The following is a 230-nucleotide window of genomic DNA, read 5'->3' as shown; positions in this document are numbered from 1 at the left end:
AGATAGTGAATCAAATCGCGCGCGTTGCTGTAGAGGCTGGGGGCCGCCACCATATTGTTGTTAAACGCCCAGTCCGGCGTGATTTGCCCGCGAGGAATTAGCTTAGGCTGACCGCCGGCATGGCCGAGCGCACGCCACGGATAGCCGCGCAGGCTCTGCGGCTTGAAGCTGCTGCTGGTCATGCCCAGTGGCAGGAACAGATTACGCTGCGCCAGCGTTTCGATGTCCTG

At 60.9% G+C, this 230-nt stretch carries 1 pseudogene; it reads right to left on the bottom strand.

Features of this window, described 5'->3' with window-relative positions:
* A pseudogene (locus KVT28_RS27310) lies at positions 1-230 on the bottom strand (serine hydrolase); the annotation flags it as partial.

Source organism: Pantoea sp. GbtcB22 (assembly GCF_019091025.1).
Taxonomy (GTDB): domain Bacteria; phylum Pseudomonadota; class Gammaproteobacteria; order Enterobacterales; family Enterobacteriaceae; genus Pantoea; species Pantoea leporis.
This window is presented reverse-complemented; position numbering and strand designations above follow the sequence as displayed.